24 protein-coding genes are annotated in these 25967 nt (G+C 67.9%); 14 read left to right on the top strand and 10 right to left on the bottom strand.

The genetic code is table 11. From position 1 onward, the window contains the following. Positions 1-22 precede the first annotated feature (22 nt). From ACFXIV_RS19685 to ACFXIV_RS19675, 3 genes are all read left to right on the top strand, one after another. The gene (locus ACFXIV_RS19685) at positions 23-730 is read left to right on the top strand and encodes a hemolysin III family protein (protein WP_379393786.1); all 708 of its coding nucleotides are present in this window, start codon (positions 23-25) and stop codon (positions 728-730) included. Between the two features lie 58 nt (positions 731-788). Then, the gene (locus tag ACFXIV_RS19680) at positions 789-2363 is read left to right on the top strand and encodes an adenylate/guanylate cyclase domain-containing protein (protein WP_379393784.1); all 1575 of its coding nucleotides are present in this window, start codon (positions 789-791) and stop codon (positions 2361-2363) included. A 237-nt stretch (positions 2364-2600) separates the two neighbouring features. Continuing rightward, positions 2601-3077: a hypothetical protein gene (locus ACFXIV_RS19675; protein WP_379393782.1), complete on the top strand. Its 477-nt coding sequence runs from the start codon at positions 2601-2603 to the stop codon at positions 3075-3077. A gap of 25 nt (positions 3078-3102) precedes the next feature. On the opposite strand, the gene ACFXIV_RS19670 is transcribed toward ACFXIV_RS19675, so the two are convergent. After that, positions 3103-5190, bottom strand: a complete 2088-nt coding sequence (locus ACFXIV_RS19670; RefSeq protein ID WP_379394333.1) for a thioredoxin domain-containing protein — start codon at positions 5188-5190, stop codon at positions 3103-3105. A 441-nt stretch (positions 5191-5631) separates the two neighbouring features. Further along, the gene (locus ACFXIV_RS19665; RefSeq protein ID WP_379393780.1) at positions 5632-6408 is read right to left on the bottom strand and encodes an SDR family NAD(P)-dependent oxidoreductase; all 777 of its coding nucleotides are present in this window, start codon (positions 6406-6408) and stop codon (positions 5632-5634) included. Between the two features lie 262 nt (positions 6409-6670). On the opposite strand from ACFXIV_RS19665, the gene ACFXIV_RS19660 reads away from it, so the two are divergent. Together ACFXIV_RS19660 and ACFXIV_RS19655 are read left to right on the top strand one after the other, a co-directional pair. Continuing rightward, positions 6671-7981 carry a class I SAM-dependent methyltransferase gene (locus tag ACFXIV_RS19660; protein ID WP_379393778.1) on the top strand — a complete coding sequence of 437 codons (1311 nt, stop codon included), beginning with the start codon at positions 6671-6673 and terminating at the stop codon, positions 7979-7981. Between the two features lie 357 nt (positions 7982-8338). Further along, on the top strand, positions 8339-8533 hold the full coding sequence (locus ACFXIV_RS19655; protein WP_379393776.1) for a hypothetical protein: 195 nt from the start codon (positions 8339-8341) through the stop codon (positions 8531-8533). A gap of 46 nt (positions 8534-8579) precedes the next feature. Here the strand turns inward: ACFXIV_RS19655 and ACFXIV_RS19650 are convergent, their stop codons facing one another. The 4 genes from ACFXIV_RS19650 to ACFXIV_RS19635 all read right to left on the bottom strand — a co-directional run bounded on the left by ACFXIV_RS19650 (position 8580) and on the right by ACFXIV_RS19635 (position 12810). After that, on the bottom strand, positions 8580-9398 hold the full coding sequence (locus ACFXIV_RS19650; RefSeq protein WP_379393774.1) for an acyl-CoA dehydrogenase family protein: 819 nt from the start codon (positions 9396-9398) through the stop codon (positions 8580-8582). After that, entirely contained in the window at positions 9398-10450 is a 1053-nt protein-coding gene (locus tag ACFXIV_RS19645; RefSeq protein ID WP_379393772.1) for a phosphotransferase family protein, read from the bottom strand. The genes ACFXIV_RS19650 and ACFXIV_RS19645 overlap by 1 nt, the downstream gene beginning before the upstream one ends. Further along, positions 10443-11261: an SDR family oxidoreductase gene (locus tag ACFXIV_RS19640; protein WP_379393770.1), complete on the bottom strand. Its 819-nt coding sequence runs from the start codon at positions 11259-11261 to the stop codon at positions 10443-10445. The genes ACFXIV_RS19645 and ACFXIV_RS19640 overlap by 8 nt, the downstream gene beginning before the upstream one ends. A gap of 85 nt (positions 11262-11346) precedes the next feature. Next, complete coding sequence (locus ACFXIV_RS19635; RefSeq protein WP_379393768.1) at positions 11347-12810, bottom strand: MFS transporter; 1464 nt, start codon at positions 12808-12810, stop codon at positions 11347-11349. Between the two features lie 232 nt (positions 12811-13042). Between ACFXIV_RS19635 and ACFXIV_RS19630 the strand changes: the two genes are divergently transcribed. The 5 genes from ACFXIV_RS19630 to ACFXIV_RS19610 all read left to right on the top strand — a co-directional run bounded on the left by ACFXIV_RS19630 (position 13043) and on the right by ACFXIV_RS19610 (position 17713). After that, positions 13043-14566, top strand: a complete 1524-nt coding sequence (locus ACFXIV_RS19630) for a flavin-containing monooxygenase (RefSeq protein WP_379393766.1) — start codon at positions 13043-13045, stop codon at positions 14564-14566. Between the two features lie 19 nt (positions 14567-14585). Further along, complete coding sequence (locus ACFXIV_RS19625) at positions 14586-15491, top strand: alpha/beta hydrolase (protein ID WP_379393764.1); 906 nt, start codon at positions 14586-14588, stop codon at positions 15489-15491. Positions 15492-15536: 45 nt separating this feature from the next. Beyond that, a complete protein-coding gene (locus ACFXIV_RS19620; protein ID WP_379393762.1) occupies positions 15537-16265 on the top strand; it encodes a TetR/AcrR family transcriptional regulator in 729 nt (242 codons plus the stop codon). 264 nt (positions 16266-16529) lie between these two features. Beyond that, a complete protein-coding gene (locus tag ACFXIV_RS19615; protein WP_379393760.1) occupies positions 16530-16796 on the top strand; it encodes an FAD-dependent oxidoreductase in 267 nt (88 codons plus the stop codon). Between the two features lie 206 nt (positions 16797-17002). Continuing rightward, positions 17003-17713 (top strand): hypothetical protein, encoded by a 711-nt coding sequence (locus ACFXIV_RS19610; RefSeq protein WP_379393758.1) that lies wholly within the window; start codon positions 17003-17005, stop codon positions 17711-17713. Positions 17714-17789: 76 nt separating this feature from the next. Here ACFXIV_RS19610 and ACFXIV_RS19605 read toward each other — a convergent pair whose 3' ends face one another. Then, positions 17790-19313, bottom strand: a complete 1524-nt coding sequence (locus tag ACFXIV_RS19605; protein ID WP_379421304.1) for a class I adenylate-forming enzyme family protein — start codon at positions 19311-19313, stop codon at positions 17790-17792. Between the two features lie 270 nt (positions 19314-19583). After that, positions 19584-20141, bottom strand: coding sequence for a TetR/AcrR family transcriptional regulator (locus tag ACFXIV_RS19600; protein WP_379393754.1), 558 nt, complete (start codon positions 20139-20141; stop codon positions 19584-19586). 481 nt (positions 20142-20622) lie between these two features. Between ACFXIV_RS19600 and ACFXIV_RS19595 the strand changes: the two genes are divergently transcribed. Together ACFXIV_RS19595 and ACFXIV_RS19590 are read left to right on the top strand one after the other, a co-directional pair. Continuing rightward, positions 20623-20829 carry a hypothetical protein gene (locus tag ACFXIV_RS19595; protein ID WP_379393752.1) on the top strand — a complete coding sequence of 69 codons (207 nt, stop codon included), beginning with the start codon at positions 20623-20625 and terminating at the stop codon, positions 20827-20829. 113 nt (positions 20830-20942) lie between these two features. Beyond that, entirely contained in the window at positions 20943-21641 is a 699-nt protein-coding gene (locus tag ACFXIV_RS19590; protein WP_379393750.1) for a hypothetical protein, read from the top strand. A 10-nt stretch (positions 21642-21651) separates the two neighbouring features. Here ACFXIV_RS19590 and ACFXIV_RS19585 read toward each other — a convergent pair whose 3' ends face one another. Continuing rightward, positions 21652-22674 (bottom strand): helix-turn-helix domain-containing protein, encoded by a 1023-nt coding sequence (locus tag ACFXIV_RS19585; RefSeq protein WP_379393748.1) that lies wholly within the window; start codon positions 22672-22674, stop codon positions 21652-21654. A gap of 239 nt (positions 22675-22913) precedes the next feature. Between ACFXIV_RS19585 and ACFXIV_RS19580 the strand changes: the two genes are divergently transcribed. Further along, positions 22914-23957 (top strand): AraC family transcriptional regulator ligand-binding domain-containing protein, encoded by a 1044-nt coding sequence (locus ACFXIV_RS19580; RefSeq protein WP_379393746.1) that lies wholly within the window; start codon positions 22914-22916, stop codon positions 23955-23957. Between the two features lie 30 nt (positions 23958-23987). Here the strand turns inward: ACFXIV_RS19580 and ACFXIV_RS19575 are convergent, their stop codons facing one another. Continuing rightward, positions 23988-25037 (bottom strand): AraC family transcriptional regulator ligand-binding domain-containing protein, encoded by a 1050-nt coding sequence (locus tag ACFXIV_RS19575; protein ID WP_379393744.1) that lies wholly within the window; start codon positions 25035-25037, stop codon positions 23988-23990. A 167-nt stretch (positions 25038-25204) separates the two neighbouring features. On the opposite strand from ACFXIV_RS19575, the gene ACFXIV_RS19570 reads away from it, so the two are divergent. Continuing rightward, positions 25205-25870: a class I SAM-dependent methyltransferase gene (locus ACFXIV_RS19570; protein ID WP_379393742.1), complete on the top strand. Its 666-nt coding sequence runs from the start codon at positions 25205-25207 to the stop codon at positions 25868-25870. The last annotated feature ends 97 nt before the right edge of the window (positions 25871-25967 follow it).

Genomic DNA, 25967 nt, shown 5'->3' with positions numbered 1-25967 from the left:
TAGGTTACCGAGGAGGAAACTAATGGCCGAGGCAGTACAGCCGGTCGATCCGGCGGTGGGGCTCATCGAAACCGTCCGCGAGGAACTGGAACTCGTCAGGCCCCGCATGCGCGGATGGATTCACGCCTGGGCCGTGGGCGTCGCCGCCATCGCGGTGATCGTGCTGGTGTCGGTGGCGAGCACCGTGTCGGCGAAGGCCGCCTGGTCGACGCTGGTCTACGGGATCACGGTGTGCGGGGTTTTCGGGATCAGCGCGACCTATCACCGGGTGAACTGGAAGACCGCGCGGGCCCGCATGTCGATGAAGCGGGCGGACCATTCGATGATCTTCCTGTTCATCGCGGGCAGTTACACGCCGTTCGCCCTGCTCGGAGTGCGTGGCAGCGCCGGGACCATCCTGCTGGCCATCGCGTGGGCGGGGGCGCTGGCGGGGGTGGCGCTGAAGATGCTGTGGCCCACCGCCCCTCGCTGGCTAGGGGTGCCGCTGTACCTGCTGCTGGGGTGGGCCATCGTGCCGGTGGCCGGGACGCTCATCGGGCATGTCGGCTGGGCGCCGGTGATCTTGCTGCTCGCGGGCGGTATCGCCTACAGCGTGGGCGGGATCCTGTACGCGTCGCGCTGGCCGGACCCGTGGCCGGAGGTCTTCGGGCATCACGAGTTCTTCCACGCGGCAACGGTGGTCGCGGCGCTGTGCCACTACGTTGCCATCTGGTTCGTGCTGTTGCGCTGATCCGAGCAATTACTCACAAACGTGCAATCCGAGGCGAACGTTCTCTAAAGTCTGCGACGTGACCAGCAGACTCATCCTGTGGGCGCTGCGGGCGCCGGGGGGTCTGTCTGCTGTCGTCATGGCGTGCAATCTCGGTGGCCTCGCGGTGATCACCACCGAACTCTTCCTGAGTGGTTTCCTGAGCCGGCTCGGACCGGACTGGATGGCCACCTTCATTCAGGTGTCGATCTATCCGGCCATCGGCGCGCTGGTCGGCATCATGCTCGCGGTGCGGGATCGGCACCACTACTTCAGCTGGCTGGACCAGCGCCGGCCACCGACCGAGGTCGAGGCGAAACGGCTGCTGCGGCTGCCGGTCGCGATCACCGGACGGGCCCTGGCCATCTGGCTGCCAGGTGTGTTCGTGGCCGCCTTCGTCTTCGCGCACGCCACCGAGGACCGCAGCTTCCCGGTGGTGCTGTCGATGTTCACCCTGGGCGGGCTGGAGTCGGCGGCGCTGACCTTCCTGATCGTGGACCGGCTGATCCGGCCGACCATTCCGGTGGTGGCCGAGGTGCTGGACGAGACCGCGCACTGGAGCAATACCGTGCTGGCCCGGGTGCTGGTCACCTTTGCGGTGGCGGGCGCGGTGCCGCTGTTCATGTTGATCACCGTGCTGGCCGACCCGTCCACCGATGCCCAGGACCGCATCCGGACCGGGATCTACATGGCCATCGTCGGCCTGTCCGCGGGCGCGGTGGCGACGGCGGCGCTGGCCCGGGCGGTGGCCACGCCCATGCACACGCTGCGCGACGCGCTGGACCGGATCGCCCGCGGCGATCTCGACGCCCGGGTGACGATCAACAGCACCAGCGAGATCGGGCGGCTCGAGCATTCGGTGAACGAGCTGGCCGCCAATCTCAGTGAGCGCGAGCGCATGCGGACCGTCTTCGGCCGGCACGTGGGTACCGAGGTGGCCGAGCGGGCGCTGTCGGGCAGCCCCAGCCTGACCGGCGACATGCGGGTGGCGACCGCGCTGTTCGTGGACGTGACCGGGTCGGTGGCCATGGCCACCGAGCTCGCCCCGCACGATTTCGTGGCCAAGCTGAATCGGCTGCTGTCCATCGTGGTGGCGGCCACCGAGGACAATCAGGGCCTGGTCAACAAGTTCGAAGGCGATGCCGCACTGTGCATTTTCGGCGCGCCCATCGCGCTCGACGACAATGCCACCCCGGCGCTGCGGGCCGCCCGCCGCATGCGCGACGAGGTGGCCGCGCTGGGCGAGCTCGATGTGGGCATCGGCATCGCACGCGGACTGGTGTTCGCCGGCGATGTCGGCACCGACACCCGGCTGGAGTTCACCGTCATCGGCGACGCCGTCAACGAGGCCGCCCGCCTCACCACCGAGGCCAAACTGGTGCCGCGCCGCATTCTGGCCAGTCAGGCGGTCATAGACGCCGCCTGCGACGCCGAGCGCACGCAGTGGATCCTGCACGACACTCTCCACCTCCGCGGCCGCAAGGAACCCACTCCGGGCTGGACCGACGTGGTGTCCCCCGCAGCGCCCCACCGCAACGGCAGTGCCCCGCAGGCCGGCCCCCGACCGGCCGCACCCCCATCTTCGGAGTCCGCCGGCCGGGCCGCGGATCGCTAATCATCAACCCGCGCAAGGGTCGGCCCCGCACCCGGCGGGACCTGGCAATACTCCGGTGAGAAACATGAACCGAACACCTCCGGGACTGTATGGCCGCCCGCTCCGGGCGGCAACGGATTAAGCACCGGCAGCACGGCCGGGCTCGGCCCGTCGAATCGCGGTGTCGTACCTGAGGACCGGTCGCATGTCGTACTCGCGGGGGATTCGGTGCGGCCCGGGACGCCGGACAGTAGCGCTATGAATGAAATCGGCGCGTTCGAGCGGACCTCGGCGGCGGTGTGGGCGCGGCCGCAGCGGGCGGTACTGGCTTATCGAGCGATCGTGGTCGCGCTGATCGCGGGCGTGGCCGAGACATTGGGACGCGTCGCGCTCGCCCTCGATGAGCCCGGGGTCCACCTGGCCGGCATCGCACTCGGGCTGCTGATCCGGGCTGCGATCTATCTGACGGTCTTCGCGCTGGCGGCCCGCATGCTGGCCGGAAACCTGTGGGCGCGATGGATTCTCGTGGTGGGGTTGGGCACGCTCGGCCTGGCCTCGCTGGCGGTCGAGCCGCTGCGGGCAGCGCTGACGGCCGAGCACCTCGGCGACCTCTTCACGCACTGGACCCCGAATGCGGTGATACTCGGGCTGTTTCGCGCCGCCCACATCATCGCGGTGCTGGTCGCGGTGCCCGCCGCGGTCATGGCCGGGCACCGGGTCGACAGCGCGACCTGAACGCAGGCCGTGCCGTCAGCAGCGATCAGGCGGTGGGCGGGGGCAGCAGGCCGGCGCGCACATCCTCGACCGTGGTGACCGGGAGGTCGCAGACCGAACCGCGGCAGATGTAGGCGGCGGAGGTGTCACGCACCGGGGGCCGGTCGGCCAGCAGCGGCTGGGAGCCGACAGGGCCGGAAACGATCACCGATCCGCCCGGTGCGGCGGCGCGGGCGGCCGCCACCAGCGTTGCGGCCCCGCCGGATTCGCCGTCCGGGCCCTCCACCACGGCCACCTGGATCGGGCCGCGCAGGGCGGCCTCGGCGACGGCGAGCCAGTGGCCGGCCGAGCGGGGCGCACGAGCGAGCAGCACCGCACCCCGGGTCAAGGTGTGATCGGCCAGCTGCCGGTAGCGGTCGGCCCGCTGCGGGTCGGCGAGGGCGGCCGCGGTGAGCAGTGCCTCCGCGAGAACCGAAGTGCCGGAAGGGGTTGCGCCGTCCAGCGGGTCGCGCGGCCGGGTGAGCAGGGTCTCGGCGTCGTCGGCGGTGTCGAACCAGCTGCCGGAGGTTTCCGGATCGGCGAAGTGGGTGATGGCGGCGTCCAGCAGATCCTGCGCCGCGTCCAGCCAGTCACCCTCGGCGGTCTGGTGCAGCGTGAGCAACCCCAGCGCCAGCCACGCGTAATCCTCCAGCACGCCCGGAGCCGCGCCGGGCACACCGCCCAGCGAGGCGCGGCAGACGCGGCCGGCGGTCATATGGGTGTCGAGCAGGAAGCGGGCGCATCGGACGGCGGCCGCGATCCACTCCGGATGTCCGTGTGCCGCACCGGCTTCCGCGAGCGCGACGATGGCCATGCCGTTCCAGGCGGTGACCGCCTTGTCGTCCCGCTCCGGCTGCGGGCGGCGCGCACGGGCGGCGGACAGCTTCGCCCGGATGGCCTCGAACCGCTCGTGATCGGCCGGTTTCGGATCGGTGTACCGGGTCAGCACCGAGGTGCCGTGCTCGAAGGTACCCGCCGTGGTGACATTGAAAACCTCTGCCGCCCAGGCGCCGTCGAGCGCGCCGAGCACACCGTTGAGTTCGGCGGGCGTCCACACGTACGTGGCTCCCTCCACGCCCGGCCCGCCCGGTTCGAGGTGGGTGTCCGCGTCCAGCGCCGAGGCGAAGGCCCCCTGCTCGGTACCGAGGTCCGTCAGCAGGAATTGCACGGTCTCGCGAGTCACCCGCAGCGCCAGCGGTTCCCACGCATCGGTCGCACGCGCACCGGCCGACTCGTCATACCCCCGCCGCGCCAGATGCGCGTACACGCGCAGCAGCTGGGCATTGTCGTAGAGCATCTTCTCGAAGTGCGGCACCACCCACGCCGCATCCACCGAGTACCGCGCGAACCCGCCCCGCAGCTGGTCGTAGATTCCGCCGCGCGCCATCGACTCGCAGGTGAACGAAACAGCCTGCAACACAGTCGGATTGCCGGTCAGCTCGTAATGCCGGAGCAGTCCCTCCAGCAGGGCCGACGGCGGAAACTTGGGCGCGCCCCCGAACCCGCCGTGCTGCCCGTCCACATCCTTCAACACCGCGCCGACCGCATGCTCGAGCAACTCCGGCCCGACCCCGATCTCCGCATCCGGCAACCCCGCGGTCTGTTGCCGCAGCGCGTCGGCCACCTGCGCCGCCGCCGTGTTCACCTCGTCGCGCCGGTTCCGCCAGGTCTCGCTCACCGCCGTCAGCACCTGGGTGAACGACGGCATCCCGTGCCGCGGCGTCTTCGGGTAATACGTCCCGCAGTAGAACGGCTCCCCCTCCGGCGTCAGGAAGCAGGTCATCGGCCACCCACCCTGCCCCGTCATGGCCACGGTGGCATTCATGTACACCGCGTCCAGATCAGGCCGCTCCTCCCGATCCACCTTGATACACACGAAGTTCTCGTTCATGACCGCCGCCGTGGCCTCGTCCTCGAACGACTCGTGCGCCATCACATGACACCAGTGGCACGACGCGTACCCGATCGACAGCAGAATCGGCACATCCCGCTCGGCCGCCTCGGCCAGCGCCTCCGCATCCCACTCCCGCCAGTGCACCGGATTCCCAGCATGCTGACGCAAGTAAGGCGATGTCGCGCTGCCCAATCGGTTCATATCCCCACCCTTCCACACCCGGCGACCACGCAACACGACCCAGACGCACCTCGCGCGGATCGGGATCAGTGGGCGAGCCAGCTGCCGAAGCGGCGGGTGAGGAACGGCATGACGATCCACACGGTTGGGGGCATTGACGGGGTCGTCGATCGCCTGCAGAACGCGGAACTGCCCGGCCGTCCGGCGGATGTGCGACCAGTCGAAATCGTCCTTGAAGAATTCCGCGAGCAGGTCGTAGCCGACCTCGTGCACCGACGCCGAGACCAGGACCACGCCGGCGAAGACCCCGGTGCCCGGGTCGTGTCCTTCGAGCATGCGCAGGATATTGACCGCGCCGATGCTGTGACCGACGAGCACGATATCCCGGGTCGGATTGGTCGCCGAGGTGCGCACCGCAACCGGCTGGGTCGACGAGCCCGCCGCTGCCTGAATACCGCTCTGCTACTGTGCGCCGATGGCCGGGCTGATGGCGGTGCCGCCGCTCACATCGACCACATTGGCGGTGATCCAGCGGGCGTCCTCGGAGGCGAGAAAGGCCACCACATCGGCGATATCGGCAGGCTGCCCCACCCGGCCCAGCGCGGTCATGGCACTGATGCCGGCCCGCGCCTGCGGATGGCCATCGAAAAAGGCGGCCATCCCCTCGGTCTCGGTCGCACCGGCGGCCACCGCGTTCACGGTGATACCGCGCGGACCGAGCTGTACCGCAAGGGTTTTGGTGAGCACATCGATCGCCCCCTTGCTCATCGCGTAAGCCACCTGCGACGGGGCCGCCACCCGCGGTGCGCACGAGGAGATGTTGACAATGCGGCCGCCATCGCGCAGCAGCGGTATCGCCCGCTGCGAAATAAACAGCGGCGCAGACACATTCACCGCGAAGAGACTGTCCACCGCAGCCGGGGTCAGCTGCTCGATCGAGCCGTTGCCACCGCCGCCGCCCGCATTGTTCACCAGAATGTCCAGCCGTCCGTCCGGCAGGCTCTTCGTCAGATCGGCGAACAGCGTGTCGATTCCGGCCGGCGTGCTCAGGTCAGCGCGGATGGCGAACGCCTGCCCGCCCGCCGCTCCGATGTCCGCCACGGTCTTCGCCGCCGCTTCGTCATCGTGTCCGTAGTGCACCGCGACCACCGCGCCGTTCGCCGCCAACCGCAGGGCAATGGCGCGGCCGATCCCGCGAGAAGCGCCGGTAACGAGGGCGAACTTGCCGATCTGAGACATTGGAACTCCTGTGCTCGGGTTTGTTTCCTCGACACAGACGTTCGCCGACCGCGCTCACCAAACCCTCACCGCGTGCTCACCGACAGCGCCCAGCAACGCCGGCCACGGGGTAGACACGGCCGTGCCGGATAGCGCGTCGAGCGGTTCTGCCTCTCGACGGCGAGCAGCTTCGCAGAGCCGAGTGGACAAATGCTCCCGTGGCGGTGGGGCGGGCGCTGCCAACCTCCCCGCCCCGCAGTGTCTTACGGGCGATAGTGGTCCCATGGGTAAAAGTGCGACGGTCGCGGCCGCTTTCACACCTCTGTTGCGACTCGCGTTCGGGTCGCAGCCGCCATTGCGGTTCGAGTTCTGGGACGGGAGCGCGGTGCAGCCCGACGGCGACCATCCCGGCACGATGCGGATCCGGTCGAAGAATGCGTTGAGCCATATGGTCTGGGCCCCAGGCGAACTCGGCCTGGGCCGCGCCTTCGTCGCCGGCACCGTGGACCTCGACGGCGATATCTTCCAGATCCTGCGAGCCCTGCAGTCCGCGGTGCCCGGTGATACCCGCCTCGGCGTCGCCGGTGCCTGGCAGGCCGTCGGTGCGGCCTGGCGGCTGGGTGCGCTCACCCACCGCCCGAAGCCGCCGCCCGAGGAGGCACGGCCTCCGCGCGGACCGCGGCACACCCGTCACCGCGACGCGGCGGTGATCAGTCATCACTACGACGTCGGCGACGACTTCTACCGCCTCGTCCTCGGGCCGAGCATGACCTACTCGTGCGCACGGTTCGCCGCCGCGGACGACGACGGCCGGGCTGCCGCGGACGCCACCCTCTCGCTCGAGGACGCCCAGCGCGCCAAACACGATCTGATCTGCCGCAAACTCGGCCTGACCGAGCGTCCCGGAATGCGCCTGCTGGATGTCGGGTGCGGGTGGGGCTCGATGGCCATGCACGCGGCCTCGGTCTACGGCGCGCAGGTCGTGGGCGTCACGATCAGCGGAACGCAAGCCGAACTCGCCCGCAAGCGCATCGTCGAAGCCGGGCTCTCCGCCACTGTCGAGATCCGGCACACCGACTACCGCGACCTGCGCGGCGAGCAGTTCGACGCCATCTCCTCGATCGGCATGTTCGAACACGTCGGCGCGAACCGCGCCGCCGAATACTTCGACTCCCTGCGCGCCTTGCTCCGTCCCGAAGGCCGCCTGCTCAACCACGCCATCTCTTCGGCCGGTGGATCCAGGATTCGCGCCCGATCCTTCATCGGCCGCTATGTCTTCCCCGACGGCGAACTTCTCGACGTCGGGGAGGTCGTATTGGCAATGGAGCGAGCCGGATTCGAGGTCCGAGACGTCGAAGCCCTGCGCGAGCACTATGCCCTCACCCTCCGCAAGTGGGTCGCCAACCTGGAATGCGCCTGGGATCAGGCGGTCTCACTGGTAGGCGAAGGACGCGCCCGAATCTGGCGCATCTACATGGCCGCCTCCGCCCTGGGATTCGAAGACGGCGGCCTCGGCCTCCACCAGGTCCTGGGCGTGGTCCCGGACCCCCGAGGACGCTCGGGTCTCCCCGCCACCCGCCGCGCCTGGGGCTAGGCCATGTTGTTACTGTGTCGGGATCGCGGCCCGCCGCGGACGCCACATCGCCAGGGACACTGATGGTTTCACGCACCGATACCCGCCCGGTGCCCACATCGAGGGCACGATCAGCATTCGAACGCAAGTCGCTCGGTGCGTCGTGACCGCCGACTCGACATGCCACGTGCCGTGCCCCACTCGGCCAGTCGCCGGGCGGCCAGGAAACAGCGCATGGGGAGACGATCAACTGGCGGGCCGCATTTTGTTTCGGGCAACGGTCCGGAAACGATGCGCACACCGTAGGGTGAGCAGCAGAAGTAGTCGGCACGAGTCATTCGGATTCGTTAACCCGGCCAATCGGCGGGAAGTGTTCATATGACCTCTGCACGACAGACCACTCTCCACCATGAGCAGAGCGGATTCACCGCAGCACGGGCCGCCGAGAAGGCCGCACAAGAGAAACAGAACGCGATGGCCGCCCTTACCGTCGCGGGTCATGCCCTCGATGTCGCGGACTGCGCACATCTGCTCCGGATGCTCGGCCTCGACGCCGGGAGCCAGGAGCAGTAGCGGTCGACGGATGGGTCGACTGGATCGCCGGCGTGCTGACCAGCGGTCATCGTGCCGCCCTCCGGTTGCCCAGTTCGGTGCGTGCGAGCGTGCTCTTGTGTACTTCGTCCGGTCCGTCGGCGAACCGTAGGGAGCGGATGCTCGCGTAGGCGGCGGCCAGCGGGAAGTCCTGGGACAGGCCGCCGGCGCCGAATACCTGGATGGCCTTGTCCAGGATCCACTGCACCGTGGCCGGGGTGGCGATCTTGATCGCTTGGATTTCGGTGTGCGCGCCCTTGTTTCCGACCGTGTCCATCAACCATGCGGTCTTCAGCACCAGGAGCCGAAGTTGCTCGATACGGACCCTGGACTCGGCGATCCAATCCCGCACCACGCCTTGCTCGGACAGCGGTTTTCCGAATGCGACCCGTTCGTCCGCCCGCGCGCACAGCAGCGCGAGCGCACGCTCGGCGACGCCGATGGACCGCATGCAGCGGTGGATACGGCCGGGTCCGAGCCTGGCCTGCGCGATGGCGAACCCGTCGCCCTCGTCAGCGATGAGGTTCTCGACCGGGACCCGCACATCGGTGAACGAGAGTTCCGCGTGGCCGCCGTGGTCATGGTCGTCGTAGCCCAGGACGTGCATGGGCCGATGGATCTCGAATCCCGGGGTATCCCGCTCGACCAGGATCATCGACTGCTGGCGGCGCCGGCGGGCCTCGGCCCGCAGCTCCCCGATGATCGGCACGGAGTCCCAGGCCCACCTGTCGTCGAGCTGGGCCAGTTGTTCCGCGAAGACCTTCTCCGCCGGGTGGACGTGGTCGTTCATGAACTCGAGCATCGTCTCCCGCAGCTCCGCGGTGAGGGGGTCATACGCGAAGTGCATCAGCGGACCTCGTGCAACGCGTCGAGACCGGCATCGAGCAACGGGTGGATCGCCGCGCCGAGTTCGTCGAACCCCGCACCGACCGTCTGGCCGTTGAGATACCGGAAATGAATACCCTCGAGGATCGCGGCCAGCTTGAACGAAGCGAGACCGAGATAGAACCCGAACCGCGACAGGTCACGGCTGCTGGCCCGGGCGTAGCGTTCGATGATCTCCTTCTCATCGAGGAAGCCCGGAGCCGAAGCCGCATCGGCGACCACCGCACCACCGAGCAATTCGCCGAGCCGGTGATAGGTGAGCATCAGCGCCAGGTCGGTCAGCGGGTCGCCGAGCGTCGCCATCTCCCAGTCGAGCACCGCGGTGACCCGATCGCCGGAGTCGACGAGCAGGTTGTCGAGCCGGTAGTCACCGTGCACGATGCCGGTGGCCGACTCCTCCGGCACGTCGGCGGCCAGGCGCTCGTAGAGGGCGTCGGCCGCGGGGAGATCCCGGCTGTACGAGGCGTCGAGCTGTTTCTTCCAGAGATGCACCTGGCGTGCGAGATAGCCCTCCGGCTTGCCGAATTCGGCAAGGCCGACCTCCGACGGATCCACGCGGTGGAGTGCGGCCAGTGTGTCCACCAGATGCGTCGAGATCACGCGAGTGCGTTCGACGCCGAGCGACTCCAGCTCCGCGGCCCGGCGGTAGGGCACACCGGCGCAGCGCTCCATCACATAGAAGGGCGCACCGATCACGGCGTCGTCCTGGCACAGCGCGTACACCATCGGCACCGGCACCGCGGTCTGCTGCAGCGCCCACATCACGCGGTACTCGCGGGCCATATCGTGCGCGGTGGCCAGCACGTGGCCGAGCGGTGGCCGGCGGACGATCCAGCTCGACGCGCCGTCGGTGACCTCGTAGGTCAGATTGGACTTGCCCCCGGCGATCAGGGACGCCCGCAATCGGCTTCCCGCACAGGGGATCTGGGCGGAGAACCAGGTACCGAGTCGCTCGAGGTCCAGGCCCGGGGGCGCCGGGACGTCCAAGTCGGGAAGCTGTCGGTTGTCAGACATTGATGGCACCCGCCGTCCGGAAGAGCCCGGCGTCACCCAGCCGCTGCCCACCATCGATGACGAAGGTCTCCCCTGTCACCCAGCTCGCCGCATCCGAGACGAGGAACGCGATGACGGAGCCGACGTCTTCGGGCTCACCGATACGCGACAACGCGGTAGCCGAATTCAATTGGCCCTCTTGCTCTTTCCACAGCGCTTCGGCCAATTTCGTCCGCACCACGCCTGGCGCAACGGCATTCACCCGCACCCGCGGCGACAACTCGAGCGCCAATTGCTTGGTGAGATGGATCAGTGCGGCCTTGGATGCGTTGTACACACCGAGGTTCGCCTCGAAACCCATCCCGCCGATCGACGCCGTATTGACCACGACGCCCCCGTGCTCCCCCATCCACGCGCGGGTCGCCAGCGAGGTCCACAGGATCGGCGCCCACAGGTTCACTTCGAAGGTTTTGGCGAAGCGGGCGTAGTCCTGGTCGCAGACCGGTCCATAGGCCGGGTTGGTCGCCGCATTGTTGACCAGGATGTCGACACTGCCGAACTGTTCCAACGCCACGTCGATGCAGCACCGGGCCTCGTCCTCGTCGGCCGCGTGCGCGGCGAAACCGATTGCATTGCCGCCGATTCCGGCCGCCGCGGCATCCGCGGATTCCTGCCCGCGCGACGTCACGACCACGTTGCCGCCCGCTGCCGCAATCGCTTGCGCCGCCGCCAGACCGATGCCGCGGGAGGCGCCGGTGACGATCGCGGTCCGGCCGGTGAGATCGAATCGGCTGGTGCCAGCGCCGGTTCTGTTGTGAGTCTGCAAGATCATCCTCTGTGTCGAATTCGGATGGCTGTCGCCGCGGGTGCCACGCCGCACCTGTCAGCGCCAGTGATGGTGTCGAGAACCCGGTCGCTCATGCGAGCACTCCCGACTGTCGGAGCAGGGCCTTGAACTCGCCGTGATGACGTAGTTGAGAGACGAGCGTGGCGACCAGAATGAGCAGGGCACAAGCCAGCGTGACCACGTAGCCCACCGTGTAGAGAGATGCCGTCGGCAGGTGGGTGACCGGGTCGGTGTCGGCGCTGAGCACGCCGGTGATCAATGCGGAGCCGAAGGCGATGCCGATTGCCATCGTGGTGCCCGCCATGCCCGCGGCCATCCCGGCCTTGCGTTCCGGTACGAGCAGCTGCGGCACCGCGAAGGCGCCGCTGTATCCGGCGCGACTGCCGAGTCCGATGAGGGCGGCGCCGACGAGATACTCCCACCACTGTCGATGGGCGACGACCAGAAATGCGAGCCCGAAAGCGGAGATCGACGCGCCGAGGACGAGCACCTCGCCCGGACGACCGTTGGCGACACGTTTCTCCGCGACCTTGCCGCTGATGAACATCGTCAGGGCGAAGGGAAGCATCAGCAGGCCGGTGCCCAGGGCATCGACGCCGAGCCCGTAACCGGCGCCCCTCGGTGTCTGCGTGTAATAACTGACCAGCAACAGGAACCCGGCGTCCACGGCACCGAACAGGCCCGCGGACAGCAACGCGACCCCGACGAACGGCATCTTGAGCAACTTCAGATCGAAAACCGCTGTTGCCGAACGCCGTTGCGCGCGCATCCAGGTGATTCCCCCGACGATCCCGGCCACCAGCGGAACCAGCACGACATCGCCCCACACCAGTCCCTGGGTGAAGGTGAGGAGCACGGCAGTGAGCCAGCCGAGCATCCAGACGGTGCCGAAAACGCCGATCTTGCCGGCCGATTCCGGCTTCGCGGACGGGACGATGACCATCAGGGCCACCGTCGTCGCCGCGGAGACCAGCACCAGGATCCAGAAGAAGCTCGCGATCGACAGGCTGCGGACCGTCAGCCCGCCGCCGATCATGCCGGCGACGACACCCGTGCCGGTCGCCATGATCAGGACGCTGACGGCGGTCGAGACCTTGCTTCCGGGAAGGTGCCGGCGCAGGAATCCGATCGGCAACAGCTGCGCCGAGCTGCCGAATCCCAGTAGGGCACAGCCGAGAACGATTGTGGGGTACGAGTTTCCGATGGCCGGGATCAGCGCCCCCAGTGTCAGGATGCTGCCCGACAGCAGTGCGGTGGTGCGGTCGCTGAGGACGTCGGCGAGCCGTGGAAGCAGGACGAATCCGGCACCGCCGCCCAGCGTCAAGGCCGTGAAGATCCAGGTCTCATCCGAGAGGCCGAGTGCGAACTTCGCCTGCATCAACGGCAGCAGCGGCGGCAGCATGAACGTGACCGCGTTGGTGACGGTCGCCAGGAGTGCCGCGACGCCGATGAGCGAGAGACGCTTCGATGCGGCGCTCGGTGGTGGTGGTGTCATCAGGCTGGCGATATCGAACGCCTGGTGATTGTGGGCCATCGTTTTCTCCAAGGAACGTCGCCAGCTGTCTCAGCAAATTCGAATACGATTCGATTTCGAAATAAGCTAAGTCACGATCCATCGCGTGTCAATGGGCTCCACGGAGGGCATTGACGGACCCGCCGGCCGACTCCATACTCAAACTCGAATTCAATTCGACTTCAAGGTATCGAAGCTGCCTCGGCACACCGCGTGTACCCCGTGCATCCCAGCCCCAGGAGATTTGACAAGCATGATCATCAAGCGCAATGGGCGCTCCACGGAACACCGCTCGAGGCAGGTCGACGTCCTGGTCATCGGCGCCGGGATCTCCGGGATCGGCATCGCCCACCATCTGAAATGCGAACGTCCAGGGACGTCCTTCGCAATCCTGGAGGCGCGCGAGGAGATCGGCGGCACGTGGAGCCTGTTCCGCTACCCGGGAATCAGATCCGACTCGGACATGCCCACCTTCGGCTACAGCTTCAAGCCGTGGACCAGCCCCCTGTCGATCGCCGAAGGGCCGTACATCCTCGAATACCTGCGCAAGACGGCCGAAGAATGCGGGATCCGCGAGCGAATTCGCTTCGGCCACAAGGTGGTTGCCGCCGACTTCGACACCGGCTCAGGGCTGTGGACGGTAACGGTCCACCGGACCGGCAGTCGGCGTCCCGCGACCTTCACCTCGCGCTTTCTGTTCCTCAGCACCGGCTACTACGACTACGAGTCCGCCTTCGTCCCCGACTTCGAGGGCATCGGTGAGTTCAAGGGACGGGTCGTCCACCCGCAGTTCTGGCCCGACGACCTCGTCTACACCGACAAGCGCGTAGTGGTGATCGGCAGCGGCGCCACGGCCGTCACCCTGATCCCGTCGATGACGCCACTGGCCAAGCACGTCACCATGCTCCAACGCTCGCCGAGCTACGTGCTCTCGGCCCCTGCCGTGGACGTCACCACCCACCTGCTGAACAAGGTCGTCGGACCGGAGCGGGCACACCGGATCAGCCGGCGCAAGAACATCGCACTCGGCCGGGGACTCTTCAAAGCGAGCAAGCTGGCGCCGGGGCTGATGCGCAAGCTGTTCATCGCGCAGGTTCGGGCTCAGCTGCCCAAGCACTTCGACGTCGACACGCATTTCACGCCGCGCTACAACCCGTGGGAACAGCGCCTGTGCATGGTGCCGAACGGCGATCTGTTCAAGGCCATCTCCTCGGGGAAAGCGTCGGTGATGACCGACCACATCGACAGGTTCACCGAGAACGGCATTCTGCTCCGGTCGGGCCAAGAGCTGGCCGCGGACGTGGTCGTCACGGCCACCGGACTCAATATGCTCCCGTTCGGCAAGATCACCCTCAGCGTCGACGGGCAGCAGGCTCATCTCCCGGACCTGGTCGCCTTCAAGGCGATGATGCTCTCGGGGATTCCCAACCTCGCCTACGCGGTGGGCTACAGCAATCTCTCCTGGACCCTCAAAGTCGAGCTGGTTGCCGAGCACTTCTGCCGATTGCTGGACCACATGAAGGCTTTCGGCTACGACACCGTCGTCCCGGTCCTGGACAATCCGGGGATGGAGCGGTTCCCGATCCTGGATCTCCAGGCGGGCTACGTCAACCGCGGAATCGGCGCGTTCCCCCGGGCCGGTGACGAGGGGTCATGGACCCTCGAACATGTCTACGAAAAGGACGTCGAGCGCCTGCGCCGCGGTCCCGTCGACGATCCTGCCCTCCATTTCACCACCGTGCGCAAGCCTGCCTTCGCCCGAGCCGGGAGCCGGTGAGAAAGCGATGACGAATTCGATGACACGCAAAGAACTCTCATTCACCAGTCACGGAATCACCTGTGCCGCATGGCATATCCCCGCCGCGAGCACTGCCTTCGAACGGCGTTCCGGGCGGCCGTGTGTTGTCCTGGCACACGGATTCGGCGGAACCCGGGATACCGGCCTGCTGTCCTACGCCGAGTCGTTCGCAGCAGCCGGGCTGGACGCATTCGTCTTCGACTACCGCGGATTCGGCGATTCCGAAGGCACGCCACGACAGCTTATTTCGTACCGCGGGCAACGTCAGGACTACCACGCCGCGATCGATGCCGCGCGCCGCCTGCCCGGCGTCGACCCCGATCGAATCGCCCTGTGGGGCACGTCGTACTCGGCGGGCCACGCGATCGCGGTCGCCGCACAGTCACAACGGATCGCGGCCGTTGTCTCGCTGACACCGGCTACCGACGGCCTGGCCAGCCTCGCCTTGATCGCACGCAAGGACGGGGTCGGCCGCCTGGCTCGCCTCGCAGCACAGGGACTCGCCGATGCGGCGACCGTGATCACCGGCGGCCGGCCTCGCATGGTGCCCATTGTGGGACAACCCGGCAGCACGGCGATGATCACCGTGACGGGCGCGGAGGAGGCCTACACGTCATTCGCCGGACCTACGTGGCGCAACGAGATCGGTGCCCGCCATGCACTCGAGGTCGCCCGCAACCGACCGACGATCTACGCCGAACAGGTGACCTGCCCGGTACTGGTCCAGATCGGCGAGGCCGACCGTGTCGTCCCGGTCGCCGCGGCCCATCGCATGGCTCGGAAACTCGGCGATCACGCTGTCGTCAAGGAATACCCGGTCGATCACTTCGATGTCTATGACGGCGTGTGGCAACGACGCGCGCTCGCCGATCAGCTCGAGTTCTTCGGCCGGGTTCTCCGCTGATAATGTGTCGAATTGTGATCGACTTTCCGGTTGAGGGCAGTGTCCATGGCTGAGACTGCCCGCTCCCCCAAGCGTTCGGCTTCGACCAGGAAGCCGAGCACGAAGGCCGCGCCGGCGGCCGATCGCATCCGCGCGAACAAGCACCAGGCACCCGCACGCCCGGACGCCGTCCTGCAGCGCCGTGGCGCCGAACGCGTCCAGGCCATCCTCGACGCGGCGGAGACTCTGCTCGCCGAAGAAGGCTACGAGGCCGCGACCCTCAAGGCCATCGGCGAGCGGGCCGGTATCCCGATCGCGTCGGTCTATCACTACTTCTCGGACCGCCACCAGGTCGACACCGAGATCATCGGTCGCCACATTGCCGAACTGGATCAGCAGCTCTCGAAGTCGCTCGACGGCGACGTGCGGCTGGACTCGGTACAGGATGTCGTCGATGCGGTGATCGATCCGATGCTCACCTATTTTCGTACCCACCCGAGCTGCGTTCAGCTGTGGTTCTCCGGGCGTAGCGATGCGGTGGCCGAACTCGTGCAGTCCTTCGACGAATCGACTGCTGAGCGAATGCTTCAGCTGGGCGTCCAACGCGAACTGCTCCGGCAGGACACGCCCCCGCTGGTGATTCAACTGGCTTTCGAGGTCGGCAACCGCCTGTTCGACGTCGCATTCCGCCGGACACCGAACACCGGCGACGACGCCACCATCGCCGAGGCACGCCGCCTGCTCGGTCTCTATCTGCAGTCGTACGCGCCGGAGTCCGAGCGTCCGGAGAACTGATCTCCCCCAACACCTTTCGCACCGCGCGGCGGCCTGGAGCCAGGTAACGCCTCGCGGTCCGCAGTCGCGCCCCGATCAACCCTCGTAAGGCTGCAACCCCCGAGCTGACGATGCGCCGAACCCGCGATCCGATCGGCTACGCACTCTTCGATCCTTCATTCAGATCCCGGCACCTCCCCCATTGACATAGATCACACTTCTTCTTAATGTCGAACCCGATTCGAGTTCTATTCCAACTCAATGATCGGCCGAACGGAGAAGGTCATGGCAGGCGATCACAACGAGGTGCGGAACGTCGACGTTGTCGTCGTCGGCGCCGGACTCTCCGGCCTCACCGCCGCCCACCAGCTGGTACGGAAGGGCCGCTCGGTGACGGTCCTGGAGGCCGGTGACCGCGTCGGCGGGCGGACGCTCAACCTCGACGTCGCCGATGGGGTCATCACCGAAGGCGCACCCGAGTTCGAGGGCTACGTCGAGGGCGCCGTCCGCGCGGCCGAGCGCGCCGTGGGCGAGGTCCTCACCACGCACTGACACTCGCCGGCCCACTCGTCGGCGAGCCGCCGCCGCAGCAGCTGAAAGTCCGCCATTTACAGGGACTTCAGCGGAACGGAGGTTCCAACGCTCAACCAGTTCTAGTCGGCAAAAAAATCAGCAGAACACACGACGACCCCAGCGTTGCCGCTCGATAACCCTGCGGCACTGTTCAATTCGCGCTTCTTGGAAGGTTCGGTTCACCGATGAGGAAGATCACCGCCTACACCGTCGCCGCCGTCGTCACGCTCGGCGTGCTCACCAACAATATACCCGACTCCAATGCCGCTCCGGCGCAGCCGATCCCGGCCCCGGCCGGCCCGGTCGATGCGCAGCAGGCCGGCATCCACTGGACCGCCGACCGCGTCGGCGACTCCGTGGTCGTCAAGACCGATCTGGGCTCACTGGCCACCGACGACGGCCAGTTCCAGGTCCTCGACTCGACCGGAAAGGTCGTCGCCGGGCTGCCGCTGAGTTACGACATGCGCGGCCTGCGGTTCCCGATCGCAGCGAAGATCGACGGCAATACCGCCACCCTGACCCCGAACACCGACCCGACCGCGGCCGCCCCGGTCGACATGATCACCCTTCCTGCCGATCCGCTGAAGCCGGTCGATGCCCAGTTCGACGCCGATCTGGGCCGGGCGGCCGCCCAGTTCGGCCTGGCCACGGGCGTCGGGACCCTCCTCGGCACCATCGTCGGACTCGGCGGTGGCTGCATCCTGGGCGCGGTCGTCGGCGCCGCCCTGATGACCCCGATCTTCGTCCCCGGCTGGGTCGGCAGCTGTATCGCCGGTGCGGCGATCGGTACCGCGCTGGGGGCGGCGGCAGGCATCATCCTGCTGGGCGTGCCGGTGGGTATCGCCTCGGCGATCCAGTTCTTCCAGATGGAGAACGCACCGGCTCCCGTGTCCTGACAGCCCTATGTGGTTGCGCCGGTAGCGATCTCGCCCGGCGCAACCACAAGATCCACTGGTCGGTCCCGGTGGGTCATCATCGCAACGGAGCACCCCACTGCACCTGTCGGCGCAGATGGTTCTTGAGCAGTTTGCCCCCGGCATTGCGCGGTAGCGCCTCGGTGACAACCGTGGCGTACTGCGGAATCTTGAAGTCGGCGAGATGGTTTCGGCAATGCGCGAGCACGGCGGCGATATCGATCGGCGCCCGGTCTCCGAACAGGACGGCGCCGACCTTCTCCCCCATCACGTCATCGGGCACGGCGAGCACCGCGGCGTCGGCGACACCGGGAGCGGACAGCAGTACCGCCTCCACCTCCACACTCGAGATGTTCTCGCCGCCGCGGTTGATGATGTCCTTGATCCGGTCGATGATGTGCACGCGTCCGGCATCATCGACCCGGACGACATCGCCGGTGCGCAGCCAGCCGCCCACCATCGTCTCCGCGGTCGCCTTCGCTCGGTTCCAGTATCCCGCAGTGACATTCGGGCCTCGGACCACCAGTTCTCCCGTGCCCGGTTCACCGTCGATCGGCACGATGCCCAGATCCACCGACGGCACCGCGTAGCCGACCGAATCGGCGTGCTCGATCGAGTCCCGGTCCGGTAGCACGGCGATCAAGGACGCCGTCTCCGTCATGCCGTAACCGTTCATCACGGTCGCCTGGGGGAACGCCGCCTGCAACGCCTGTACCAGCGACGGCGCGATCGGCGCGCCACCGTACCCGACTATGCGGACCCGGGACACGTCCGCGTCGGCGAAATTCGGATGACGGAGCAGCAGGGAGTACACCGCGGGCACCGTCACGAGGAAGGAAATGCGTTCCGCGGCAATCGCTTCGATCAGTGCGGGCAGGTCGAGTGCGGGCAGGATCACCGAGGTGCCGCCGGCGGAGGCGGCGACCAGCAGTTGTGAATTGCAGGCCGTCACATGGAACAGGGGCACGGAGATGAGGGTGCGCAGGTCCGAGCCGGCGTCACGGGAGATGCCGGAACAGCGAATCATGTTCTCGGCGCTGGTGATGAACGCCTCGTGTGTCGTCGGAACACCTTTCGGGTGTCCGGTCGTACCGGAGGTGTAGAAGAGCGCTGCCACATCGCCGGCGCCGAGACCCTCCGCCACGTACGGATCACCGTCGGGCAGTGGAGTATCGGCCGCCAGATCGACCGTCACATCGGCGTCGTCGAGCACGAACTCCACCTCCGGAGGAGCCGAGCGCGTATTGACCGGCACCGCGATACCGCCCGCGAACACCGTGCCCCAGAAGGCCAGCACCCAGTTCACACCGGCCGGATATCGCAGGGCGACTCGATCCCCGCGCCGCACGCCGAGCGCCCGGAGCCCACCGGCCACCCGCGACGCGCGTTCCCACAGCTGGGCATAGGTCAACCGATCGCCGCCGACCTCGACGACCGCCTCGATATCGGGGTGCGTGTCGACGTGCGCGCGCACCACGTCCGGCAACGTCGCCGGCACATCGGTGTAGTGCGCGATCCCCCGCGCGTCTCTGGTCAACGCTGATTGGTCGAAAGGGTTGCGCGAGCGCGTTATTTCGATGATCGCAGTGGTCATTCGGCGGCCTCCGGGGGGCGGCGCAAGTCGGCTACGGACATCATGGTGATCTCTCCTCTGTCATCGCTGGGGGAAGTCCGATTCGGCACAGGATGGCCCGCTAGAGCACGGCTCGGCCGGCAGCCTCCGCGATACAGTTCGATGTCGAATCGAGTTCGAATTTAGGAGTCGTAGCGTGAGCGTGTCAACAGTCGGCCGACGTGCGCATGGCGTCCGACTCGACGGCGACTGCTCGACAGGGTCGAGACATTCCTTGCCTCAGCGCTGTGGCGCGTAGGTCCCCAGGTATGCAGCGACCAGGCGACGCGCCTCGTCGATCGTGGCGTCATCGCCTTCCGGAGAGCGCCGGAAGGCGACATCGAAGAGCCTGTCGGCGGCCTCGAAGGCGAGTTCGACAACGACCGGCGGGGTATCGGGACGAATCAGGGCACGCTCGGCTAGGTGGCACCACAGCTGCCGCGCCTGCGACGCGTCGAACATCTGCGCCAGTTCGCTGAGCAACGAGCTACGCCCCGAGAACCAGAGCTCGCCGAAGCTCGGATGTTCGCGCATGTAAGCGAGATACAGGTCGCCGACCGTGTCGCAGGCGTCGCGCAGGGTGCCCGGCTCGCTGCGCCCCAACGCGGCACGCAGACGTTCGTCGAGTTCGCGCAGATACCGCTGCGCCAGCTCGGTTTCAACCTGATGCCGGTCAGCGAAGTAGTGATATACCGAGGCCACCGGAATGCCCGTTCGTTCGCCTATCGCCTTGAGGGTGGCAGCCTCGTAGCCCCGCTCACCGAGCAACGCCTCGGCGGCATCGAGAATGGCCTGCACACGCTTGACTCCTCGGCGCTGAACCGGAGCAGGGCGGATGGTAGCCCGAGGTGTCGACAGATTTTCGAACACGATTCGAGATCGTAACAGCGTCGAAAGTCGACATCGAAATTGATTCGACATCGATACCGCGAGGCAGGGACGGACGGGGCTACATCACGGCAACCGCGCAATGAGGCAGCCATACCGTCGCCCATCAGGGTTTGCGGGCTATACCGCAGCAGCAGGAGACCTTGTTTTCCGAGCAGGGCAACCACCCACCTTCTTGCGATGAGTAGGAATGGCGCTAGATGTCACATACCCCTAATGGGTATGCGATAGGTCACAGCAGCCAAGGATGTTCCCATATACCCCAGGCGGATTGGGCCGCGGGCTCGACCTGGGTGGTGCTGTTCGCGGCCGCCGTGCTGCTGGGTGAGTTCGTCGCGATGCAGGCCCGACGCAAGGATCCGCTGATGCCGCTGGCGCGGCGCTGCTGCCGATGACCGCGCTGATCATGGTCGGCATGATCGCGATCTCGCCGAAACTGTTCGCGCGCTTCGGGGCTCGCACCATGACCGTCACCGGTCTGCTGCTCGCCGCCGGCTACCAGCTCGGTTCCGCGCTCGGCCTCGCCGCGGCGGCGCTCGCCCTGGCCACCTTCCGGTCACCGGCCCGGCGCGCCCGGGCGGTCGCGGCCGGAGTGTGACGGGAGCCGGCCGGATCGGAAACCTGAACGGCCCGAAGGGAACCCACCCCCGCCGGGCCGTTCGCCCGCACCGGAGATCGGGTGCCCATTCGCCGGGGTGCATGATGGGGCGCATGCTTCCCACCGACCGCCTGCACCAGGTCGACCGGCATCCCGCCGTGATCGATACGCCGCTCGGCACCGTCGTGTTCGCTGTCGCGCTCGGCTCGGAACAGGTACCGACCGGTCCGGATTCCGTGTGGCGCTTGGCGAACGGCTCGCACCTGCACCGCTGGCGGCACCGGGACGCCACGGTCGATCTGCTCCTGGGCCGCATCGAGATGCCGGCCTGGGACGGCGGCGCGGCCGTACCCATGTGGGCGGGAATCTGGCAGGTGCAGGCGCATTCGGCGGTGCCCGCACTGACCTTCTCGGCCGAACTGACCGATCTGTCCGCGGACACGTTCTGCGGTCCCGACTCCGGTGAATGCCTCGCGGCCGTGACCGCCGAGAACGACCGATTCTCGGTGTCGATCGGCGGCCCGGATTCCGAACTGCTGGCCATGCAGGCCGCCGACGGCCGGCTCATGCCCGCCGACTGGGCGGACCAGCTGCCCGCCGACGGCAATGACGACGACTCCGAATACGGTGTGCGCTACCTGGATCCGGCCGGAATCCAGTGGCGGCTACCCGGTCTCGCCAGCACGGAGGTGGCCCGGCTCTGCATCGCGACCGCCTGGTGCCCCCGCGACGACGACCGGCCCGCGGCCTGGTTCGCGGTCGACATCCCCCTCGACACCGCCTACCTCCACCTCACCACCGACCGCCCCTGACGAACGCCGGCTACCCGGATATCGAACCGGTGGCCGCCCACCGGCGGAACTCGTCCGGGGATTGCCCCGCCTGACGGCGGAACGCCCGCCGCAGCGCCCTCGGGTCGGTGTAGCCGACCCTGGCCGCGATCGCGTACATGGGGAGATCGGTGCCGCGCAACAGATCCGACGCGTGCTCGTGACGAACCGTGTCGACCTCGGCCCGCCAGCTGGTGCCCAGCTCCTGCAGACGACGTTGCAGGGTGCGCGGGCTCACGGCGAGCCGGGCGGCGACCTGGTCGAGTTCGAGTTCGCCGCACGCCATCGCCTCGCGCAGCACCGCGCGGATCCTGCCGATCGGGCTGGGCATGGGACGCGCACTGGCGAGCAGCAGTTCCGCGTAGCCGCGATGGATCCGGCCCAGGTTCGGGTCGCCCCCGGTGGGCAGGGCCGCCGCATCGAGGAAGGTCAGCTCGGAATGCGGGGCCTCGAAGCAGATCCGGTTGGTACCGAACGCCTCGACGAGATGCCGGTGATTGCGCGGCGCGCGGTGCCGGAACGCCACCCGAACCGGAACCAGCGGATGCCCGGTCGCCTCACGAGCCCGCTGCAGCATCACCGCGAGCGTGAACTCCTCGACCAGCCCCAGGATCGGCCCCGGTTCGACGGTCGCGGTATCCCGGACGATGAGCAGCCCGCCGTTCTCCAGCACCTGGCCGCCACCGAGCGGATCCGCGACGACGGCACGCAATTCGACCACGCTGCGCAGACTTTCGGCCAGCGTCGGTCCGCTCGAGAAGAGGTAATCCCACACCGACAGGCTCCCCCGCGTGGCCGTGGCCGCCGCGCACAGACCTCCCGTCGGCCCCGCGGCCGCATAGATCAGCTCCCAGACCCGCCACGCCGAGCCGGTCGGAACCCGCACCAGATCGTCGCCGAGCTGATCGGCCCCCAGCTCCAGCGCGCTGAAGAGTTGCGACGCCGACGCTCCCGCCCGCAGCGCCGCCTCCCGAACCAGGGCCGCCAGCCGCGACGAGATGGTATTGCCGATCATCGCCGCAGCTTAGCGACCACCGATTACTTCTGAACGGGACCTTCGGGACCGCGACCCGACCATTGCTGCCCGGCCGCTGACCGGCCGGAGCGCCGTCACCTCGGGCGCTGAAGTCACCCACGTCGTGCATCCTGTTTCAAAAACCGCACCGCACAGTCTAATTTGGACCCTCGTGCATTGCACTGTGAGTGCAACGCGATGCCACCGCCCGTCGATGACGCTCCACTCCCGGGAACCCAATGACCATCCACCCCACCGGTATTCACGCCCCCACCGGGGCCGGGCTCGACCCCGACGCACAGGTGATGGACACCGTGCTGTTGCCCGGGTATGTGCTGAGCACGATCGGAGTGTGCGAGGACACGCGACATCGCCTGGCGCTCGCCGCGGACCTACCGGGCTGGCTGCTGACCGCGCCCGAATCCATGGTGCCCAGCGAGCGGTATCTGCGGCTGTGGGAACTCGTCGAACACGAAACCCAGGATCCCGCCATCGCCGTCCGCACCGCACTCGAGTACACGCCCGGACAGCTCGGCATCATCGACTACCTGCTGCTGACCGCGCCCACCCTGGGTGCTGGACTCGCGCTGACCGATCGGTTCATGGACGCGTGCTCGACCAACCGGGAGTTCCGGGCGGTCGCCGACGCGGATCCGGACGGTGTGACGACGGTGTACACCGGCCTGGCCCGGGGTGAGGGCCGCGGCAGCGAGCTGGCCATGCACACCGGTCTGTGCGGGATGATCGTGAAAATGCGCACGGCCACCGGGCAGCACGTGGTGCCGGTGGACGTGCGACTGCGGCAGCGGGCGCCCAAGGGCCGGGCGGAGCTGACGGCGCTCACCGAGCTGTTCGGTACGCCCCGAATCGATTTCGGGGCGGCCACCAATCGCGTCACCTTCCGGAACGCCGATCTGGCGCTGCCGCTGCTGCGCGCCGACCCGGTCCTGAACCGAATCCTGGTGCAGCAGGCCGAGATGACGGCGCCACCGCGCATCACCACCTGGTCCGACCGGCTGCAGCAGGAGCTGGCGTCGATGCTGATCGACGGCGCGGTGACCATCGACGCGGTGGCCCGCCGGCTACTGACCGGCCGTCGCACCCTGCAGCGCCGCCTCGCCGAAGAGGGCACCTCCTGGCGGTACGAGCTCGAAAAGGCCCGCAGGCAACAGGTTCTCGACCAGCCGCTGGGCCTCACCCAGGCCGAGCGCGCCCGCCGCCTCGGCTACTCCGATCCGAGGTCGCTGCGCCGCGCCCAGCAGCGCTGGACCGACGTGAGCTGAGCGGGCCGCGGTGCGCCTGCGCGCCGGCGGTCACTGCGACTGATCCCGGCGGAAGCTCGCGGGCGACTGCCCGGTCCAGCGACGGAAAGCCCGGGCCAGCACCCGGTGATCGCGGTACCCGAGGCGCAACGCCACCGACCGCACCGGCACCGTGTGGTCGCGCAGCAGGGCGATCGCCGTGTCCCGCCGCACGATCTCGAGCTCCGCGCGCCAGCTGGTGCCGTGCTCGGCCAGGCGGCGCTGCAGGGTCCGGTCGCTGATCCGGAGGGCGGTGGCCACCTCCTCCAAACCCACCCCGTCGCCGCCGGACTCCGGCAGCGCCGCCTGCAGTGCCGCGCGGAAGACATCCAGCCAGGCCGGTTCGGGCCCGATCGAGTCGATCAGCTTCTGAGCGTGCGATCGCAGAATCCCCTGCAGGACAGGATCATTCGTCCGACCACCAGCCTCCGCAGTGGTGAGGAAGGTGATCGCGTCCCGGTCCTGACCGAAGTGGATGTTCCCGGTGCCGAGCGCGCGGACCAGGTGCGCGCGATCGTCGGGACCCCGGTGCGAGAAGTCCACCCGGACCGGCCGGCCCCCCTCACCGAAGCTCTCCGTCGCCCGCCGCACCATCACCGCCATGACGAATTCCTTGTTGACGGCCTCGGCCGCGCCCCGATGCGGCAGATCGAGATAGCGTGCGGTGAGCAGGGATCCGTCCTCCACCACCTCCAGATCGACCCGGCGGTCGCAGATGGTGTTGTTGTAGCGCGCCGCGTCGCGCAGGCCCTCGGCGAGGGTGGGCGCATTGCCGATGAGGTAGTCCCACACGTGCAGCCGCCCCAGCTCGGCCACGTCCGCGGCCAGCACCCCGGCCTCGGGTCCCGCCAGCCGGTGCAGCAGCTCCCACAGCCGCGACGCCGTCGCGGTCGGGATGCGCGCCGTGTCGTCGAACAGCAGAGCCGGATCGCGGCCGAGCAACTGGGCGATCTGCTCCGTCTCGGCGCCCGCCCGCCGGGCCGCGTCCGCGATCACCCCCACCACATGGGACGAGACGGTATTGACCGCATTGCCGGACCGGTCCAGGACCGTAGTCGCCATCTCTGCCACCTTCTCACGGAATTGCGCTGAGACTCCCGTTAACTCGGACCTTCCGGTACGTATTCCCCGCGCGCCGACCCGCAGAGTAAGCGCATCGGCAACTGTCACCGCCCTGCTCGAGGAGCTGGGCATAGGCGATGATGTCCGTCCGGCGTACTGTCGACTCTGTGAGCAGTGGCGCCGCCCCGGCGGCAGCGGCGGAGGGCTCGGACCTGTGGGCCCGGGCTTTCGCGACGCTGTATGACCCTCTGCTGTGGATGGGCGAGAGGGCGGGGATGGGCGCTCGCCGGCGAAATTTACTCAGCCGTGCGAGGGGGCGGACTGTCGAGCTCGGCAGCGGTACCGGCCTCAACCTGGAGTACTACCCGGACGGCCTGGACGAGCTGATCTTGACCGAACCGGAGCCCGCGATGCGGACGCGGTTGGCGCGGAGGCTGCGTCGCAGCCGCAATCACGCACGTGTGCTCGACGCATCGGCGGAAAAACTGCCGTTCGCGGATGGAACCGTGGATACCGTCGTCTCAACGCTCGTGTTGTGCACTGTCGATGACCCTGATCCGGTACTGCGGGAGATCGAGCGCGTGTTGCGTCCCCGCGGCCAGCTGCTGTTTCTGGAGCACGTACGTTCCGAGTCGCCGCGACTTTCCTCTTGGCAAGACCGTCTCGCCGAGCCGTGGCGCCGGTTCGCAGAGGGCTGCCACTGCAACCGCGCCACCCTCGAGCTGATCCGGGCGTCCGGGCTGGAGCTCGAAGACGTGCAGGAAATGCCATGGCGGGCAATGCCCCCGATTGTTCGACCGCTGATCACGGGCGTCGCCACCAAGAACGATTAGGAGCCGGCGCCCCATCCGGGCGGTGGCCATTCGCGCCAGGAGAGTGCCCTTCCGCGTCAGCGGCGTGGTGAAGTGGCATCCTTCAGGGGTTCATGCC

It is taken from the genome of Nocardia sp. NPDC059236 (genome assembly GCF_042754085.1).
Taxonomy (GTDB): Bacteria; Actinomycetota; Actinomycetes; order Mycobacteriales; family Mycobacteriaceae; genus Nocardia.
Note: the sequence above shows the minus strand (reverse complement) of the source record. Positions and strands in the feature narration are given on the sequence as shown.